Raw genomic sequence first — 17580 nt, forward strand, 5'->3', positions numbered from 1 at the left:
CTTTATATCAAGAACTTCACATCAAACGTTAATGCTAACAAAGATGAAGACCAAAAGGTGGGGAAATATGAAACAAGGGATTGTGTATTTTATAGGAGCCGGACCTGGAGATCCAGAATTGCTGACAGTGAAAGGCAGACGGCTGCTTCAGGAAGCAGATGTAATTGTATATGATCGTTTGGTTCATCCCATCTTACTGATGGAAACAAGGGAAGATGCCCAGTTAGTTTATTGCGGGAAAAAGCCGTGCCAGCATACGTTAAGGCAAGAGGATATTCAAAAACAGCTTCTGATATATGCAAGGCGAGGGCTTAAAGTTGTAAGGCTTAAAGGCGGAGACCCATCAGTATTTGGAAGAGTGGGCGAAGAAGCAGAACTCCTTGCAGGACATGAGATTGATTATGAAATTGTCCCGGGGATCACATCCGGAATTGCAGCCCCTATGTATGCAGGGGTGCCCGTTACTCACCGGAAGTTTGGTGGATCCTTTGCAATGGTAACCGGTCACAGCAAGGATAAACATGGTAAGCCTGTGCTGGAATGGGACTCACTGGCAAAGGGAATTGATACGATCGCCTTTTACATGGGAATGAAGAACTTATCTTATATATGTGAACAGCTCGTTACGTACGGGAAACCTTCCACAACACCAGTTCTTGTTGTAGAATGGGCAACCTTTGGCAAACAGAGAACAGTAGAAGGAACACTTTCTACTATCTCAAATAAAGTGGTTCAGCAGAAGATAGCCAATCCGGCCATTACTCTTGTGGGAGACATTGTCAGCTTGAGAAGAAAGCTGAAATGGTTTGAACGCTCTACTGTAGTGAGCCAAGGTATTATACTTCCGGAAGGAAACAACCATTCTTATCTTAAAGCTATGCTTGCTGAAGCCAGATTAGATGTATACGAACCTAGTCAAAATGTAATAGAAGGAAAAGACACCTCCTATTTGTCAAAGCTAGATAGCTTTAAGGAATTAGTCTTCCTTTCTAAAGAAAGTATCTCAATCTTTATCAAGAGTCTTGGACGTAAAGGCAAGGATGTAAGACAAGTACAGCAGGCTGTTTACACAGTTGATTCTAAAGTACAAGAAGAGCTTCAAACATATGGAATTCAATCAAGCCTGTTAGGAGACAGGATGAAAATGGAGAGACCTTTATTTTTAGGCCGGGAGGAAGACAGATTCTCATTATCTAGTTCTATGAACAAAGAATTTGCTGTTACACATCAGAAGAAAATCTCATCAGTCTTTTCAGAAACGCTTCATCGTCTGATTGATGACGGACATGCAGATACACTTCTTCTATCAGATTGTGAATCGGCCCACTCATTTCTCCATTTTATGAAAGAGCAAGGAATGGACGCTGATCAGGCAGGTGAATATTTATCTGTTTTCTGTATAGGAAAAGAGACAGCAGAGCTAGTGAAAAGGGAAGGGATGCCTATCTCCTTAGTATTTAGCAGCAAAGAAGAATTTACTGAGTGGCTGACAGCTGAAAGCTCGTTATCTCAAGCGGCAAAAGCCTAATGAAAATAGAAGGGGCAGGTGAATTCTATAATCCTGGTTAGAAAGGTTCAGAGACTTTGTTTTTTAACTCGTTAAATATGCATGTAGAATAGATAAATTATTCTGTGGAAGACATGACACTGAAACTGGCGAGCAACTGACAATTTTTATTCTCCAGAAAAAAGAAGGAAAGAGGAGTGGATGACAAGTGAAAGAGAAACTGATACTCATAGGAAACGGTATGGCCGGTATAAGAACCTTAGAAGAGATCTTGAAAAGAAATCCAGACCGCTTTGAAATTACTGTATTTGGAAAAGAACCTCACCCAAACTATAACCGTATTTTACTTTCCTCTGTTCTTCAAGGGGACACAGGTGTAAGCGACATTGTTCTCAATGATTACGACTGGTATAAAACAACAATATTACTCTTTATGTCGGAGACCCTGTAGTAGAAATAGATACAAAAAACCAGGTTGTCTATAGTGAAGGCGGCATTAGTTCTTCCTACGATCACTTAATTTTCGCTACCGGTTCAAATCCATTCATGCTTCCTCTTCCAGGAGCAGATAAAAAAGACGTGATGGCATTTCGTGATATTAAAGACTGTGAAAAAATGATTGAAGCTTCTAAAAAGTACAAAAAAGCAGCTGTTATCGGCGGTGGATTATTAGGTTTGGAAGCAGCCCGTGGTTTGTTAAATCTCGATATGGAGGTTGACGTCATTCATTTGGCTGATCATTTAATGGAGCGTCAACTAGATGAGCCTGCTGCTCGGATGCTTAAAGAAGAACTGGTGAGCCAGGGGATGCGGTTCCATATGGGAAAACAAACTGAACGTATTCTAGGAAAAGAAAACGTAGAAGGTTTGCGCTTTAAAGACGGCCAGGTTCTCGACGCCGATATTGTCGTCATGGCTGTGGGAATAAAGCCAAATATTGATTTAGCTCAAAAAACAAAGCTTGAAACAAACCGTGCTATTGTAATCAATGATTATATGGAAACGAGCGCAAAAAATGTATATGCAGTCGGAGAATGCGCAGAACATCGCGGCATAGCTTATGGTCTCGTTGCTCCATTATATGAACAAGGAAAAGTGTTAGCAGAGCATTTGTGTGATAAAGAGCGCAAGTTAAAGCCTGGATACCAGGGATCTCTTGTATACACTCAATTAAAAGTTTCTGGTGTAGACGTGTTTTCAGCAGGGCAATTTCAGGATCAAGAAGGATATCGTGCGATCAGAGTCCATGATGAATTTGACGGAATTTATAAAAAAGTAGTAGTCAAGGATAATAAAGTGGTTGGAGCCGTTCTGTTTGGTGACACTTCAGATTCCCCTCGTCTTCTTGACATGATGAAAAAGGGAGAAGACATCTCCGAAATGAACAAAGTAGCCCTTCTTCCTTCTGAAAACGGAGCTGCAGCCACAGAAAGTCCAGTAGCATCTATGGCAGCCGAAGAAACGATTTGCGGGTGTAACGGGGTATCCAAAGGTGCCATTGTCCAGGCCATTCATGAACAAGGTTTATCAACTGTAGAAGAAATTAAACAATATACAAATGCAGCTCGCTCCTGTGGAGGGTGTAAACCGTTAGTTAATGATGTGCTGGCACTTACCCTTGGTGATGAAGTGGCTGGTGCTGATCAGAAAGAGCCGATTTGTGGGTGTACCGATTATTCTCATGAAGAAGTAGTGGAAGAAATTAAAGAAAAAGGACTTACTCACACCCGTGAAGTAATGAATGTTCTAGGCTGGAAAAATGATGAAGGGTGCTCAAAATGCCGTCCTGCCATCAACTATTATCTCGGTATGGTAAAACCACTTGAGTACGAGGATGACCATACTTCCCGATTTATTAATGAAAGAGTCCATGCCAACATTCAAAATGATGGGACATACTCAGTTGTTCCTCGAATGTACGGCGGGGTGACAGACTCAGACCAGCTGAGAAAAATTGCTGATGTAGCTGATAAATATAAAGTAGGCCTGCTGAAGGTTACAGGCGGGCAGCGCATCGACTTGCTTGGAGTAAAGAAAGAAGATCTTCCTAGTATTTGGAGCGACTTAGACATGCCTTCAGGCTATGCATATGGGAAAACGATCAGGACTGTGAAAACATGTGTAGGCGAAGATTTCTGCCGCTTTGGAACGCAGGACTCCATTGGACTTGGGGTACAAATCGAGAAAAAATACGAGCGGCTAAATACCCCTCACAAAGTGAAGATGGCTGTATCAGCCTGCCCCCGTAATTGTGCAGAGTCAGGCATAAAGGATATAGGAATTGTGGGCGTAGAGGGTGCCTGGGAAATGTATGTTGGAGGTAACGGCGGGGTTGATCTTCGCGGCGGGGACCTTCTTTGTAAAGTGAAAACGAGTGAAGAAGTACTAGATACAATCAGCGCATTTTTACAATACTACAGAGAGGATGCCCGCTACCTCGAAAGAACGTCTCACTGGGTTGAGCGTGTAGGGCTTGATCATATCCGTTCCGTTGTAATGGATGACCAAGAGGAGCGACAAGCATTAATAGAGCGGATGGAAGTTGCGTTATCACCTCTTAAAGATCCATGGAAGGATATTGTCGAGGATGAAGCCAAGAGAAAAGAACTCTTTGAAAATAAAAACGTACAAGTTACTCAACAATAAGGAGGGGACAGATAATGAGCAAGGTAGGAGAAGTGAACAAACTGAAGGTGGCAGATGTATCCGAAGTGGTTGAAGGTATTGGGAAAGAAGTGGTAATTGAAGGCCATTCCATCGCTCTCTTTAAGCTAAAGAGCGGAAAAATCAAAGCCATAGAAAACAGCTGTCCCCATAAAGGCGGTCCTTTATCTCAAGGTATAGTCAGCGGTGAAAATGTATTTTGTCCCCTTCATGATTGGAAAGTATGTGTTAATGACGGAATGGTTCAAGGACCTGATGAAGGCTGCGTGCAAACGTACAAAGTAGATGTTGATGACGACTCTGTATATCTGTATATCTAAAAGTCAGGAAAATGGGGTAGGTGGGACTTGCCGGAAAGCGGTCCCCAGTCTGCTCCTTTCCAAATCTTTTACTATATAAAACTATAACTACAAACCAAGGAATGCTGCGAGCAAATGTGCTTTCGGTGTTCTTTTTTTTGTTGTAAACGACCGGACTATCTCTGTCATTACTTTTTGACAGGCGAGGAGATTTTTAGTCAACCAGGGTTTCAAGGTTTATAATAGAAGATCATATGGTATGTGTGGTTAAAGAAACCCTGCAGAGAGGATGGAATGGGATGGAGAGCTATGAGATCAGACCAATGAAACCAGGTGATGAGAAAGAAATTGCAAAAGTCCATATAGATAGCTGGAAAACCACCTATAAAGGAATCATTCCTGCCTCTTATTTAGATGCCTTACATCTTGAAGAGAGAACGGACTGGTGGAAACGTCTCATTAAAGAATTCCCTTTAGCACAGAACATCGGAAGAGTAGCGGTCAGTATGAAGGATAATAGGATTATAGGCTTTGCTCTGGGAGGGCCTGCTCCCAAAGAGGAAGAGACTGATGGAGAATTATTTGCTCTTTATTTGTATGAGGAATGTCAAAAACAAGGGGTAGGAAAGCGTTTAGTGTCTTCTATGTCTGAAGCTTTTTTAGAAAGGAATTGGAAGGAACTCATTATTCGTGCCCTTGTGGATAATCCTAACATGCCTTTTTACAAAAAGCTTGAACCCAAATCTATAAGAAGACACACCATTACCATTGATGGCAAGGATTTAGGAGAGTGGACTATGCTTTTTTCAACAGAAGATTTATATCATTCTTCGCGTATGAAGCAAAGGGGTAACAAGTGGATGATAACAATGGAGTATTTCGGTAAGGATGATATTGAAATAGTAATGAAATGGGCCTGTTCTCCACGCTTTCTCATGCAGTGGGCAGGGCCTACTTTTTCCTATCCCCTTACAAAAGAGCAGCTGATGGAATATATAAGTAAGGCAAACCAAACAGACAGTACTCGCTATGTGTTTAAAATCATTCAAAATAATACCCGCGAAGTGATTGGCCACTTATCGATTGGTGCTGTCAATCGCTACAACAGATCAGCGAGGATAGGCAAGGTTATTATAGATGAAAAGTACCGAGGATTAGGATACGGAAAACAAGTAATCAAAGAAGCGATTCACTTTGGATTTGATCGTCTGGGCCTACATAGAATCAGTCTCGGAGTGTGGGATTTTAATGAACAGGCGCTTGTTTGTTATAAAAAGATAGGATTTATTGAGGAAGGAAGAAAAAGAGATTTTCGAAGGTTTGAAAATGAATACTGGACTTTGGTGGAAATGAGCATGCTCGAAGACGAGTGGAAGGAAATCAAAGACAAAGAAAGGCAAAACACACCCAGTATCCTGCACAGCTGAAGTGTTTTGCCAGTGTTTTACGAACGGTTCGGATGATAGAAGTCTCCGCTCTTTCCCCCTTTTTTTCCACCAAATGTGTCTCTTTAATAATCATTGATTTATCCACAGCCTTACACATGTCATAAAACGTAAGGGCTGCAACAGATACGGCAGTTAAGGCTTCCATTTCTACTCCAGTATTACCTTTGCATGTTACTTCTGCAGTAATAAGTAAATCATACCCTTGCTCAGTTTGTTGATATTCAAAGGTGAAATCAGTTCCCTGCAGCAATATAGTATGGCACATCGGAATAAGGTCCGGTGTGTTTTTTGCTGCCATGATTCCTGCTACTTGAGCAACTTGCAAGGGATCCCCTTTTTTTATAACGCCCTTTTGAATCTTTTCATACAGCTCTTCGGAAATAGATACTGTACTTTGGGCGAGAGCTGTCCGCTTCGTTTCTTCTTTATGAGAGATATCAACCATCTTTGGCCTGCCCTCTTTATTCCAATGAGAAAAATCACTCATTTGGTCAGCCACCTTTCCTGGATCAATATATGTGTGATACTTCTATTGCATAAAACGATAGTAACATTCCTTGGTGTCAGATAGAAGAACATAGAATGTTCACTTGAGAAAAAAGTATGTTAAGTTTTCTAACGTAATTGTTGAAGGTTTGGGAAAAGTTTGGAAATATAAGAACTATACTATTTTTTCTGTGTTTCACAACTTTTATTATCAAATCTTTAAAGAGCAGCTGCCCTCTTCGATTTGGAACTGTAAAGGCAGCCTGTATTTTTTCCCCATAAACAAGTAGATAAGAAGCATATTCTAGTCATTGCAACCTGTCTCAGGCTTTCCTTTATTATTATAAATTTGTTGGAGGTACACCATGGGCAAGAATAAGTTAGTTCTCGTAGGAAACGGAATGGCAGGCTTACACTGTATCGAGGAATTACTTAAGATAGACAATGAGAAATACGAGATTACTATTTTCGGAAGTGAACCACATATAAACTATAACCGCATCATGCTCTCCTCTCTTCTGCAAGGCAGTTCCACAGTAGAAGAGATTACCTTAAATGATTGGCAGTGGTATCAGGATAATAATATCACTCTTTATACAGGAGAAAAGGTTCTGCAGATTGACAGTGAAAACCAGATGATCGTAACGGACAAAGGGCGTGAAGTTGATTATGACAGACTGATCCTGGCTACTGGTTCAGTACCTTTTATACTTCCTTTGCCTGGTGTTGAAAAGGAAGGAATTATTTCTTTTCGAACAATAGAGGATTGTGAGCAAATGATAAAAGCCTCTAAAACAGTAAACAAAGCAGTGGTGATAGGGGGAGGACTTCTTGGGCTGGAGGCTGCCAAAGGGCTGCTGAATAGAGGGATGGAAGTAGCAGTGGTCCACCGTGATGACTACTTGATGAATAATCAGTTGGATAGAATGGCCGGCGAGATGCTTCAAAGAGAGCTTGAAAGTCAGGGTATGAAATTTTACCTTTCCAAAAACACCAAAGAATTTTTAGGTGAAGACCACGTGACTGGATTGCAGTTTGAGGATGGGGAAAAGATAGAGGCTGATCTTGTTGTCATGGCGGCGGGGGTTAAGCCAAATATAGAATTAGCAAACGCAAGTGGAATTGATACTAATCGAGCCATTTTAGTAAATGACTATTTAGAGACAAACACACCGAACATATATGCAGTTGGAGAGTGTGCCGAGCATCGAAGCCGGACCTATGGTCTCGTAAAACCTTGTACGAACAAGGGAAAGTATTGGCTGGAAATCTATGTGAACAACAGAGTGACGGCTACAAAGGCTCAGTTGTTTCTACACAATTGAAAATAGCGGGTGTTGATGTGTTTTCAGCCGGGCAAATCACTGAAGATACAGAAACAACCACTTTGCAAATGTACGATGGGTTGGAAAACATCTATAAAAAAATCTTCTTTAAAGATGAAATCATTGTAGGAGCTGTTCTTTACGGAGATATTTCCATGGGCAGCAAGCTTCTTGGCATGATACTGCAGAAAAAGGAGCTGTCAGACGAAGATAAGAAAGCGTTCCTCCAAGATGCTTCTGGAGGCACCAGTCCCGTAGCTTCTATGGAACAAACAGAACTCATCTGTAATTGTAATAACGTATCCAAAGGTACAATCATAGAAAAGGTCCAGGAAAATAACTGCACTACATTAGGCGAAGTAAAAGAATGCACCAAGGCCTCTACATCCTGCGGAAGCTGCCAGCCTTTTGTGGCAGACCTTCTTGAGTACATCCAAAGTGATGATTTTAACGAAAAGATTGAAAGAAAAACAATGTGCTCTTGTACTTCCTTAACAGAAGAAGAAGTCGTTCAGCAAATACAGGTAAAAAACCTTAGAAGTGTGCAGGGGGTTATTGAAACACTTTCATGGGAGAGTAAGGATGGCTGTGCAGACTGTGTTCCTGCATTGCATTATTACCTGGGAATGATTGATGAAAACTATCAGGCACAACATACGTTTTCTGAAAAGGAGCATGCCTTTAAACAGCAAAATGGGACCTACACAATTACCCCAAAGATCTATGGAGGGCTTGCAAATCCGCAACAGCTCCGACTGTTAGCCGATCTTGCAGAAGCGTATAACCTGCATGAGGTGGCTATTGGAGAAGATCAGAGACTGCATATACAGGGAGTTAGAGAAAGTGATCTGGCGAGTATTTATGAAGAACTTAATAAAGAATTAACCCTTCAGGTGCCTGTAAAATTAACCCTGTTCAGACAAGTCACAGTCCTCATGTGTGCGACTGTGAAAAAGAGCAGGGAACCAGACTTGCTGTAGAAATCGAAAGACAACTGGAGTATTTAAACACACCGTCAACAGTTAAGGTTAGTGTGTCTTCCTGTATGAAAGACTGTGCTGATGCCAAGCTTCAGGATATCGGGCTTGTTCCAATGAACAGAGGATGGGAAGTGTACATCGGAGGAACGACAAAAGGCGAGCCACAGACAGGAGAGCTTCTTTCAGTAGCGGAGACGAGTGAAGACGCTATGATCCTCACTTTATCCCTTATCCAGTATTACCGGGAAACGGGTAATTTCAGAGAAACGGTGGGCGAATGGGCACAGAGAATTACAGAGATACATTTGCGTGAAGTTCTCTTTGATAGTGAGCTTCAAGATCATCTGCTTGAGCGATTGGATCATGATAGAAATGTCAGGATTGAGAAAAAGTATGGACTAGAGGTTACCAGCTAAGAATGAGAAGGTTTGCTTAGGAGGAAGGAGTTTCCATGACTGATTTATTGCTGAAGTATTTTAGAGAAAAAGAACAAAAGGTTCAATCTGAAAAAGTGTACAACACTCAGTGCCCTTTTTGCAGCATGCAATGTAAGATTCAACTGGTAGAGCAGACTGTAGTTACTAGAAAGAAATACTCAGCCCAGGGGCTTGATAACCCAACTACGCAAGGAAGAGTCTGTATTAAAGGACTCAATGCCCACCACCATGCTGTGCACAAGGATCGTATTACTTATCCTATGGCAAAGGGAGAAGATGGACAGTTTCATCGAATCTCCTGGGACAAAGCTTTACACCTTATCAAAGAGAATTTCACAGAGATACAAAGAGAGGATGGAATGGATGCCCTTTCTGTCTATGGCGGAGGGTCTTTAACCAACGAGTCCGCATATTTACTTGGTAAATTTGCCCGCATTGGCCTACAAACAAAATATATTGATTATAACGGCCGGTTTTGCATGTCCTCGGCTGCCTCAGCAGGAGCGAAGGTATTTGGGATTGACAGGGGCCTCACCAACACTCTCTCAGAAATTCCAGAGTCTGAAGTTATTATCTTAGCAGGCACAAATATTGCTGACTGCCAGCCTACGATTATGCCGTACTTTGAAGAAGCCAAAGCAAATGGTGCTTATATAATAGCCATTGATCCAAGAGAAACAGGAACGACTAAAATGGCTGACTTACATTTGAAAGTAAAACCTGGCAAGGATGCTGCTCTTTCCAATGGTATTTTAAAAGTTTTAATAGAAGAAAACCTCATCGATGAAAGTTTCATAGATGAACGAACCAATGGGTTTGACGAGGTACAGGAGCATGTGGCTTCTTTCTCGTTAGAGGAAATTAGTCAGTCCACAGGTGTAGCTGAAGCCGAAATCCAAAAGGCGGCAATGAAATTTGGTAAGGCTGCAACAGGCACTATTTTTACAGCAAGAGGGGTAGAACAGCAGACGGATGGACATATGGCTGTACGTAATTTTCTAAACATTCTTCTCGTTACAGGAAAAATTGGGAAGCCAAACTGTGGATACGGAGCTATTACCGGCCAGGCGAACGGACAAGGAGGAAGAGAACACGGCCAGAAATCAGACCAGCTGCCAGGATATCGTTCCATTGAAAACCCGGATCACCGTCAATACATTGCCGAGGTCTGGGGAGTGAAGGACACAGATATCCCTGGAAAAGGGGTTTCTGCATATGAAATGATGGAAAAAGTGCATCAAGGGGAAATAACCGGGATGTTTCTCATGGCCTCTAACCCGATTGTATCCAACCCTAACGCAACATTAGTCAAAAATGGCCTGAAAAAGCTGAAATATCTAGTCGCGGTTGATATGTTTATTTCGGAAACAGCTGAGTTAGCTGACTTGATTCTTCCCCCAACATCTTATCTTGAAAATGAAGGTACCTTGACTAATATGGAAGGAAGAGTGATGCACAGAGAAGGGCAGCGAAGAATTCCCGGAGAAGCGAAACATGACTGGAAGATTTTATGTGAAGTAGCCAGGGTGATGGGAAAGGAAGAATATTTCACTTACGAAACAGTGGAAGACATTTTTAATGAACTTCGCGTAGCTTCGCGTGGCGGCATGGCTGACTATTATGGCATGACCTATGAGCGCATTAAGGAAAAGGAAGGAATCCTGTGGCCTTGCCCTGATACAACTCATGAGGGAACAAGCAGGTTATTTGAAGAGAGGTTTCACCATGCTGATGGAAGAGCAGCAATGATGCCTGTTTCAAACGAGCCTTCCATTCAAAAGGAAGAACCTTCTGAGGAATTTCCAGTGTACTTAACGACAGGGCGGGTAATGGCCCATTATTTAACAGGGGTGCAAACACGAAAAACATCTGCGTTGAATGCCAGGTTCTTTGAATCATTTATTGAAATACACCCTTCCACAGCAAGAAAGTATGAGATTGAAGACAACAGTCTTGTCAAAATTACTTCAAAGCGAGGAGAAATCGTTGTAAGAAGTAAATGGTCTACAGACATTAGGGAAGATACAGTATTTGTTCCCTTTCACTGGGCCGAGTCACAGAATGTAAATAACTTAATTCCTAGGGAATTGGATCCTCAGTGCAGAATGCCCGGGTTCAAAACTTCAGCAGTGAAAGTTCAGCCTTTACGGCAGTGATTTAACTTAAAAGCTTCCATAGTCTTGCTATGGAAGCTTTTAAGTTTATCTGCCAAATAGATTTGTTCTGGAAACCGAGAGTTCCTTACGGGAGGAGAATGGTTTCCAGGTTCTTTACCTTTTCTGAGAAAATCCACATAATAAAAGAGTAGTAAATTCAGGCTAAGGAAAAGACAGGTGGTATTTATGCAGACTGAAGAAATAGTAAAGCAGGCGCAGGAGTGGGTAAGAGATTTTTTTGAAGAAGAGGCAAGCGGACATGATTGGTGGCATACATACAGAGTGGTTGAGCTGGCAAAGACAATAGCCCGGGAAGAAAAGGCTGACCTTTTTGTCTGTGAGCTGGCGGCTCTGCTTCATGATATGGCGGACTCAAAATTCAATGAGACAGAAGCGAAAGGGATTCAAAAAGTGGCAGATTGGCTGGATGACAAGCAAGTTCGTAAAGAAGAAAGAGATCATGTTTTAGAAATTATTTCAACGATGTCTTTCAGGGGAGGCCACAACCCTCCAATGACAACCATTGAAGGGAAGGTTGTTCAGGATGCAGACCGTCTTGATGCGATTGGTGCTCTTGGTATTGCCAGGACCTTTGCTTTTTCAGGAGCCCATGGCCATCCTATATACGTCCCAGGTGAGCAGCCTCAGGAAGCAATGTCAAAAGAAGAATACGAAAAAAGGCAAAGCTCGGCAGTCAATCACTTTTATGAAAAGCTGCTCCTGTTAAAAGAGAAATTGAATACAAATTATGGAAAAGAAATGGGCGAAGAGAGACACTTGTTTATGGTAAATTTTCTCGAACAGTTTTACCTGGAGTGGAATGGTGAGAAATGAGCATAAAAAAGAGTCTGGCTCGGAGCCAGACTCTTTTTCCATATTTACATGCTTATTGTTCTAATTCTACTTCAAGATTCGTCCCATCTTGAAACTCGATTTCAAGCTCAAATTCATCGATTTCGTCACGGCTGATATCAAGTTCTTCCAGGACTGCATCAATAATTTCATCATCAGACATATCTTCATTAATATAAAGGCTGCCAAGAAGGTCTTCTAGTTCTGAGATGGCTTGCTCTCCTTCTTGTTCTTCTTCCTCACCATTTTCTTTTTCGATTTCGCCCTCTGTATCTCCATTTTCTTCATATTCATATTCCCATTCGCTACCATCAGTAAATTCAATGTCCAGATCGAACTCTTCTATGCCACGATCAAGCAGGGATTCATCTTCAGATGCTTCCTCCTCGTCACCGTTTGCATCGTTAGTGTCGTCGGTTGTTTCTTCGTCCCCATTTTCCTCTTCTCCATCATCAGGTGATTCTGTTTGCTCATCGTCATCTACATCGCCTGTTTCCTCTGGCTCCTCCTGGTCTGTTTCTTCTGTTTGGACATCTTCAGATATTTCTTGTTCTGTATCTCCTTCTGTTGCACCGTTATCTTCTCCCTCTCCGCAAGCAGCCAGCACAAGGCTAAGGAAGACATAGCAATGAAAGAACGTTTCATATGAAAAAACTCCTTTTTAATCAATCATAAGTAACGAGTGACTTATACCCGTTTAAGGTAAGATTGAAACAATAATGAGAAATTTTATTAACAACTGTAATGATCGGCATATAAGAGAGAATAAAAGAGAAAATAAGAGAAAAGTAATTATGTTATGCGCTTACATGATACTTTCGATATAGATGTAAATATGCTACACTCCTTTTGTTCACAACGCCGATTCTTGTTAGGGACAAGAATCTTAGATGAAATGCTCTGCGCACAAGATGTTAAAAGAAAGGGAAACGGACGGATAACCTAGCTGAAATTAGCAGATTGTAAATGGAATAGAACGGTACTCTGTTATGTGAGTGGCTGGTTAAAAAAATAATCTTTCTAATTGCATCCATGCAAATGAGTAAAAAATTAGAAAGAGGTGCGAAACAAAAAAGTGAATACAGCAAAAATGAAAGAAGAGTGGTTTGGGAATGTCAAAGGGGATGTTCTTGCAGGAATTGTGGTAGCTTTGGCCCTTATACCAGAGGCCATCGCTTTTTCTATCATTGCAGGAGTAGATCCGATGGTAGGGTTATACGCTTCTTTTAGTATTGCAGTGGTGATTGCCTTTGTTGGTGGACGCCCAGGCATGATATCAGCTGCTACGGGAGCTATGGCATTGTTAATGATTACACTTGTAGCGGATCATGGGCTTCAATACTTGCTTGCTGCTACCATTCTTACGGGAATTATCCAAATATTATTTGGCGTGTTTAAGCTGGCCGTCTTTATGAAGTTTATCCCAAGGTCTGTGATCGTGGGGTTTGTGAATGCTCTTGCCATCTTAATATTTATGGCACAATTAGAGCATTTTGTGGGAGAAACATTGGTTATGTATGCATTGGTTGCTTTAACGCTTGCCATTATTTATCTGCTCCCGAAGGTTACGTCAGCGGTACCATCTACATTAGTTGCCATTGTGGTTGTGACAGCTATTGCTGTTTTTATGAATGCAGGTGTCCGGACTGTTGGAGACATGGGGCTTTGCCTGATACATTGCCAGTCTTTTTGATTCCCTCTATTCCTCTAAATATGGAAACATTAATGATTATTCTTCCTTACTCGCTGGCTCTTGCGGTTGTTGGTTTGTTAGAGTCTTTGCTCACAGCAACGATTGTTGATGACATGACAGATACAGACAGCAATAAAAACAAAGAAAGCAGAGGACAGGGCTACGCTAATGTAGTGACAGGTTTCTTTGGCGGGATGGCAGGGTGTGCCATGATTGGACAATCTGTTATTAATGTGAAGTCAGGAGGCAGGGGAAGATTATCCGCTTTGGTTGCCGGTGTATTTCTCATGTTCTTGATCATAGTCCTTGGTAATCTGGTTGTCCAAATTCCAATGGCTGCTTTGGCAGGTGTCATGATTATGGTGTCAATCAGCACATTTGACTGGGGATCCATTAGGATGCTTCCTAAAATTCCAAAGACTGACTCGGCAGTTATGCTGGTGACAGTGGGAACAGTAGTGGTCACTCATGACCTCTCGCAAGGAGTATTTGCCGGCGTAATGTTAAGTGCGATTTTCTTTGCCGCAAAGATCTCCAAAGTAAAAGTAACCGAGCATTTTATAAGAGCAGAAGAGAAGAAGATCTACCACATAGACGGCCAACTGTTCTTTGCATCAGTAACTGACTTTACAAAAGGGTTTGATTACCAGGAGAATGTGAAGAAAGTGGAGCTTGATTTATCAAAAGCCCACGTATGGGATGACTCCGCCGTAGAGGCTTTGGAAAAAGTAAGAGCAAAGTATGAGCAAAATAACGTTGAAGTCAGTTTTACCGGCTTGAACCAGGAGAGTTCAAACCTTATGAAAAGGCTTGAAGGGTTATCATCAGGCCATTAAGGGAAAAGTGCGCAGTAATGCGCACTTTTTTCATATATAATAATACTAAAAGGGGGAGATCAGTTATGTACAAAAACATCCTTTTGGCTGCAGACGGCTCAGAAAATGCGGTACGTTCAGCCAGACACGCTTTGGGTATAAGAGCTGGTCAAAAAGACAGCCACATTGATATCATTTATGTAATAGACGGGGAAAAAGCAAAATCTGAGGTCATTCACTTCGGCGATACAGCTGTCATCGAAAAAAAGCGAAAAGAACGTTTAAAACCTATCATTGAAATGTTTGAAGAAGAAAACGTTTCTTATGATATACATTTAAAGCATGGAGAACCAGGACCTAGCATTGTAGAGTTTGCGAATGAAGGAAACTATGATTGTGTTGTTATAGGAAGCCGGGGCTTAAACAAGCTTCAAAGCATGGTGCTTGGCAGTGTCAGCCATAAAGTAGCGAAAAGGGTGCAAAGTCCGGTAATGATTGTAAAATAAATAAAATCCCCCTTATCACCAAGGGAGATTTTATTTAGGTGCCTGGCACCTTCTTGGTTTGTAACATTACTATTGCTGAAGTCCCTAGTGCAAAGGGAAAAATGCATTTTATTATGTTACACATCAGAAAGGTGCCAGGCACCTTTCTCCTCTCTCCTCTAATCTCGTAATAAAAAATCCATAAAGCTTCCTGCAATCATTCCAAGAAAGACGGTCTGGACTGGGAATGGATCCATATAAAGTCCGAACATGACAGCTATAATCGCAAAAATTGTAGTGTACTTAACTTTCATGAAGGAATTGAAAAAGGGAAAGGACGCCTGTAAGCTTGAAAAGATAAACGGTGAGAAATAAACAGCGAGTACAATGATAGCCAGAATTATCACAAGTACATCCATTTTCAAAATCCTTTCTCTCAAGACATTAACTTTCTTCTATAATAAGTATGCCCCTAAACTGGAAAGAGAAAACTGTGAATTGCAGAGAGTCACAATCTGCAAGTGAAAGGTGAAAACATCACTCATTTGCAGGCTTAAAAAAAGCTGCCCTGTCCTTTGATTTCTTTAAAGGATAGGGCAGCTTGCTTTTATTAATTTCATCTTTCCTGTTAAATAGAAGATTCTGACCCTGATTCTATTGGCTTTATAAACCCGCGCAACATAAGAGCGGCGAGAATAAGGAGAACAATAGATACAGTAAGACCTAGTAAAGTGCTTCCTGTAAGCCCGAGCACTAAATAGCCTAAAAAGGATACTGCCGCTACGACCAAGGCGTAAGGAAGCTGGGTCAATACATGATCGATGTGATGGCTGCCTGCACCGGTAGAGGAAAGAATGGTCGTATCTGAAATAGGAGAGCAATGATCTCCAAAAATGGCACCTGCTAAAACTGCTGCAAGAACAGGAAGCATCATTGTTATATCAAGGGCTGCCGCAATTTCTCCCGCTATTGGAAGGAGTAAAATGAAAGTGCCCCAGGATGTCCCGGTAGAAAAAGCCATAAATCCTGCCAAAAGAAAGAGCAGAGCTGGCAGCCAGTACGCAGGAACCGTACCATCTAGAACTCCGGCTAAATATTCTCCAGTTCCTAAACCATCAATAACCGTAACCATGGTCCAGGCAAATATTAAGATATAAATCGCAGGAAGCATCGATTGAATGCCTTTTCCTAAGGTTGATAGTACCCCTTTTACAGATGGTTTTTTTCTTACAGTTAAAAGGAGAGCCGTACCCAGTCCTATCAGCGCCATAGACCAGGGAGGATGCTACATCAGTTTCAGCAAAGACAGTAAGAGCGGTTGCTTCTCCTTCTGTTCTTTGTATTCCCGTAATAATCATGAATACCACTGTACTTACAATTAACACCGCGATCGGCAGAAGTAAGTCTATGACTGAGCCTTTTCCTTCATTAATATCCGTTTTGTGGTCTCCGGGGATCGCTCCTCTGGAGGAATTAAACAATACACCTTTTTGGATAGCTTTTGATTCATGTGTACGCATAGGGCCGAAATTAAGCTTCCATACAATAACCAGAAAAACAAAAAGGATGGCTGTCAAGGCGTAGAAATTCATTGGGATCATATAAATAAATGCTTCAAGAGCTCCATACTGCCCCAGACCATGATCAGCTAAGATTCCAGCAATAATTGTTATGATGTAGGCACCCCAGCTTGACAGTGGAGCAATCACACATATAGGAGCAGCAGCTGAATCAACGATATAGGCAAGCTTTGCTCGTGACACTTTATGTCTGTCGGTAAGAGGCCTGCTCACCTGTCCTACGGTTAAACTATTAAAATAATCATCAATGAATACAAGAATACCGAATACCAATGTAGCGAGCTGGGCGCCTATTCTTGTTTTTACTTTGGAAAGAGCCCAATCCCCAAACGCACGGCTGCCGCCTGAAAAAGTAATAAGAGCGGCCATCATGCCGAGAAAAAGCAAGAATAGCATGATGAAAAATTCCCAGTCATTCACAGCGCCGTCAACGTAAAAAAGAGAGACTGCAGTTTCAGTTATTTGAACAATGGTGGAGACAACACTCCAGTCGTTTAAAATAAGACCTCCTATGACAATCCCGGCACCTAAAGATAAAATAACTCTTCGCGTTATTATAATCATAAGAAGGGTAAGAAGGGGCGGAATCAAGGAGATAAAGGATGGTTCTGTCATTACGCAAATTCCTTTCTATTCAAATTTTTCCCCAAGCTTGAAACATTTGTCACTAAAAAAGGCAATGGAGCATATCCATTGCCAGAAGGCCGAGACGCTGCCGACTTTATTTGTTCTTCCCGTGAACAGTGACAGTCCTGTTTTTTATTCAATACAGCTCTAAAAAGCTGCTCTTTACTGCTTGAGAGAATGCCAAAAATAGGCGTAAGAGGCGGCAAGCACAACTGGTCGTTCTGCC

At 41.7% G+C, this 17580-nt stretch carries 11 protein-coding genes and 4 pseudogenes; 11 read left to right on the forward strand and 4 right to left on the reverse strand.

Translation table 11 applies throughout. The features are described 5' to 3' along the window. The first annotated feature begins 67 nt into the window (after window positions 1-67). From cobA to JCM19033_RS22305, 4 genes and pseudogenes are all read left to right on the forward strand, one after another. The gene (gene cobA / locus JCM19033_RS12480) at window positions 68-1528 is read left to right on the forward strand and encodes a uroporphyrinogen-III C-methyltransferase (RefSeq protein ID WP_054636539.1); all 1461 of its coding nucleotides are present in this window, start codon (window positions 68-70) and stop codon (window positions 1526-1528) included. A 220-nt stretch (window positions 1529-1748) separates the two neighbouring features. Then, a pseudogene (gene nirB / locus JCM19033_RS12485) lies at window positions 1749-4153 on the forward strand (nitrite reductase large subunit NirB). Between the two features lie 14 nt (window positions 4154-4167). Further along, a complete protein-coding gene (gene nirD, locus JCM19033_RS12490) occupies window positions 4168-4491 on the forward strand; it encodes a nitrite reductase small subunit NirD (RefSeq protein WP_157049859.1) in 324 nt (107 codons plus the stop codon). Window positions 4492-4769: 278 nt separating this feature from the next. Then, a complete protein-coding gene (locus JCM19033_RS22305) occupies window positions 4770-5897 on the forward strand; it encodes a GNAT family N-acetyltransferase (RefSeq protein ID WP_198153497.1) in 1128 nt (375 codons plus the stop codon). 17 nt (window positions 5898-5914) lie between these two features. Here the strand turns inward: JCM19033_RS22305 and moaC are convergent. After that, window positions 5915-6405, reverse strand: a pseudogene (gene moaC / locus JCM19033_RS12500) (cyclic pyranopterin monophosphate synthase MoaC). Between the two features lie 364 nt (window positions 6406-6769). Here moaC and JCM19033_RS25810 point away from each other — a divergent pair. From JCM19033_RS25810 to JCM19033_RS12515, 5 genes are all read left to right on the forward strand, one after another. Continuing rightward, window positions 6770-7729 carry an NAD(P)/FAD-dependent oxidoreductase gene (locus tag JCM19033_RS25810; protein ID WP_269758178.1) on the forward strand — a complete coding sequence of 320 codons (960 nt, stop codon included), beginning with the start codon at window positions 6770-6772 and terminating at the stop codon, window positions 7727-7729. Continuing rightward, window positions 7663-8709 (forward strand): (2Fe-2S)-binding protein, encoded by a 1047-nt coding sequence (locus JCM19033_RS25815; protein WP_269758179.1) that lies wholly within the window; start codon window positions 7663-7665, stop codon window positions 8707-8709. The genes JCM19033_RS25810 and JCM19033_RS25815 overlap by 67 nt, the downstream gene beginning before the upstream one ends. Beyond that, entirely contained in the window at window positions 8667-9125 is a 459-nt protein-coding gene (locus tag JCM19033_RS25820) for a hypothetical protein (protein ID WP_269758180.1), read from the forward strand. The genes JCM19033_RS25815 and JCM19033_RS25820 overlap by 43 nt, the downstream gene beginning before the upstream one ends. Window positions 9126-9160: 35 nt before the next feature. Next, window positions 9161-11302 carry a molybdopterin oxidoreductase family protein gene (locus tag JCM19033_RS12510; protein ID WP_054636541.1) on the forward strand — a complete coding sequence of 714 codons (2142 nt, stop codon included), beginning with the start codon at window positions 9161-9163 and terminating at the stop codon, window positions 11300-11302. A 186-nt stretch (window positions 11303-11488) separates the two neighbouring features. Then, window positions 11489-12136, forward strand: a complete 648-nt coding sequence (locus JCM19033_RS12515; RefSeq protein WP_083465425.1) for an HD domain-containing protein — start codon at window positions 11489-11491, stop codon at window positions 12134-12136. Between the two features lie 52 nt (window positions 12137-12188). Here the strand turns inward: JCM19033_RS12515 and JCM19033_RS12520 are convergent, their stop codons facing one another. Continuing rightward, window positions 12189-12761, reverse strand: a complete 573-nt coding sequence (locus JCM19033_RS12520) for a YusW family protein (protein WP_054636543.1) — start codon at window positions 12759-12761, stop codon at window positions 12189-12191. A 483-nt stretch (window positions 12762-13244) separates the two neighbouring features. Between JCM19033_RS12520 and JCM19033_RS12525 the strand changes: the two are divergent. Further along, a pseudogene (locus JCM19033_RS12525) lies at window positions 13245-14683 on the forward strand (SulP family inorganic anion transporter). Window positions 14684-14748: 65 nt separating this feature from the next. Next, entirely contained in the window at window positions 14749-15168 is a 420-nt protein-coding gene (locus tag JCM19033_RS12530) for a universal stress protein (RefSeq protein WP_054636544.1), read from the forward strand. Between the two features lie 158 nt (window positions 15169-15326). Here the strand turns inward: JCM19033_RS12530 and JCM19033_RS12535 are convergent, their stop codons facing one another. Further along, complete coding sequence (locus JCM19033_RS12535; protein ID WP_054636545.1) at window positions 15327-15587, reverse strand: hypothetical protein; 261 nt, start codon at window positions 15585-15587, stop codon at window positions 15327-15329. A gap of 188 nt (window positions 15588-15775) precedes the next feature. After that, window positions 15776-17342: pseudogene (locus JCM19033_RS28220) on the reverse strand (Na+/H+ antiporter NhaC family protein). Between the last annotated feature and the right edge of the window lie 238 nt (window positions 17343-17580).

The sequence above is a fragment of the Thalassobacillus sp. C254 genome (assembly GCF_001310615.1).